Source organism: Candidatus Eisenbacteria bacterium, from assembly GCA_016867495.1.
In the GTDB taxonomy this organism is placed as follows: Bacteria; Eisenbacteria; RBG-16-71-46; order CAIMUX01; family VGJL01; genus VGJL01.
The window spans coordinates 1-1,884 of the sequence record VGJL01000340.1 but is presented as its reverse complement, the minus strand read 5'-3'; the positions used below and the strand labels follow the sequence as shown (position 1 = coordinate 1,884).

The window sequence follows — 1,884 nt, the reverse complement described above, 5'->3', positions numbered from 1 at the left end:
CTCTCTTCGTCAGCATGTCGCCGAGACCCTGGAAGGCTCGCAGGGCGCTCCTCCACTGGAAGAGGACCGCCAGGATCCCCGATGTGACCATGCAGGCCGTGCCCGCCCAGAGGGTCCACTGGACCAAGGTGCGGAAGCCCGTCGCGCCGCTTGCTTCGGGCACCTGGGTCTGCAGCCACGGGACGAAGATCATCCAGCAGGTCACGGAGCCGATCAGCATGCTGACGGCCACTCGCATGCCGACGAACATCCCGGCGGCGATGAAGACCGGGTCCCAGGCGAAAGTGACTGTCCGACCGATCCAGGACGGCCCCAGAGTGATCGAGCTGAATCGACCGACCAGAGTGGAGAGCTGGACCGCCTCGAGCCGCGGCAGAATCAGCCTCAGCCCATCGGTAAGGAAGGCGCTGATCGCTGCGAAGAGCCCTCCGATGCTGAGGGCGCGCGCCGCGCGCATCCCCTTCTCCCCCTTGGCATGGAGGGCGCGCAATGTCTCCGCGGCGGCGATCCCGCTCGGGAATCGGAGCTGCTCCACATTGATCATCTGCCGTTTCATCGGAATCGCCATGGTCACGCCCAGCACGGCCATGAAGAAGACCCAGCCGAACATGAGCGAGAGTGGGAGCATCTCCGTGTTGAGCAGCATGTAGGCGGCGAACGCCGAGATCAGCGTCCCCCCCGTGGAGTAGCCCGCGGCGCTCGCGGTGGACTGCATGCAGTTGTTCTCGAGGATCGTCATCTGGGTCTTGGCGAGCCTGAGGCGGTGGAGGCTGGTCCAGATGGCATAGGAGAGGATGCAGGCGGTGATCGCCACGCCGAAGCCCCATCCCGCCTTGAGGCCGATGTAGATGTTGGTGAGGGAGAGAACGGACCCGAGGACCCAGCCCATGATGACGGCGCGCCACGTGAGCTGCTTGATGGTGTCGCCCCGCCCGACGAAGCACTTCTGGTACCACTGGCTCTCGATCTCCTCGGCGTTCCCGGTGAAGCCCGCGACGGGAAGCTCGTAGTCGTCGTACGGACTGCGCGTCCCGGTCTGCGCCTTCGTGCTTCCTTCCTTAGCCGCGCGCTGCGTCTTCGGGTCATCCGACATGACAGGCCTCCTCGCTCCTCCCGACGCCTCTCCACTCCCGTCGACCGATTCCCGGCCGGGCCAATGGTCGGGACCGATTCTAGGCCCCTGACCGCCGGGAGCGCCACGGGTAAACGCGGGACGAGAACAGGGCTATCTGCCCCGCGTCTCAAGCGAGTGGTAGATCACCGGCAGCACGATCAGCGTCAGGAGCGTCGTGGTGACGAGCCCGCCCATGACGACGACGGCGAGGGGCTTCTGTATGTCGGCGCCCGACCCGGTCGCATAGAGCATCGGCAGATGTCCGATGAAGCTGGTCAGCGCCGTCATGCAGAGGGGCTTGAAGCGGAGCCTGCAGCCCTCCAGAACAACATCTCGGGGATTGCGACCGCCTTCCTTGAGCTGTCTGAAGAACGCGAGGAGCACGACGCCGTTCTGCACGGCGATGCCGAGCAGGACGATGAAGGCGACGGCCGCCGAGACCGATAGGTGCATGCGAAAGGCTATCGCCGCCGCGAGCCCACCGACCAGAGCGAAGGGCAGATTCAAGATCACGAGGGCGGAGTTGCGCGCCGAGCCCAGCGCCGAATAGAGGAGCAGCGCGATCAGGGCGAGCACGATCGGGACCACGATCGCGAGCTGCCGCATCGCCCGCTGCTGGTTCTCGAACTGCCCGCCGTAGCGCAGGAAGTAACCGGGAGGAAGCGAGGCCTCGAGTCCCTCCAGGGACTCCCGGACGTCGGCGACGAACCGGCCGAGGTCGCGCCCGCGGACATTGGCCTCGACAACCACACGGCGCACACCGTTCTCCC

2 protein-coding genes are annotated in these 1,884 nt (G+C 66.0%); both read right to left on the bottom strand.

What is annotated here, in order from left to right:
* The coding region (locus tag FJY88_14080; protein MBM3288455.1) for a hypothetical protein at window positions 1–1,093 on the bottom strand (1,093 nt) is incomplete at its 3' end.
* Between the two features lie 132 nt (window positions 1,094–1,225).
* Window positions 1,226–1,884, bottom strand: a 659-nt coding sequence (locus tag FJY88_14075) for an efflux RND transporter permease subunit (protein MBM3288454.1), incomplete at its 5' end; no start/stop codon positions are given.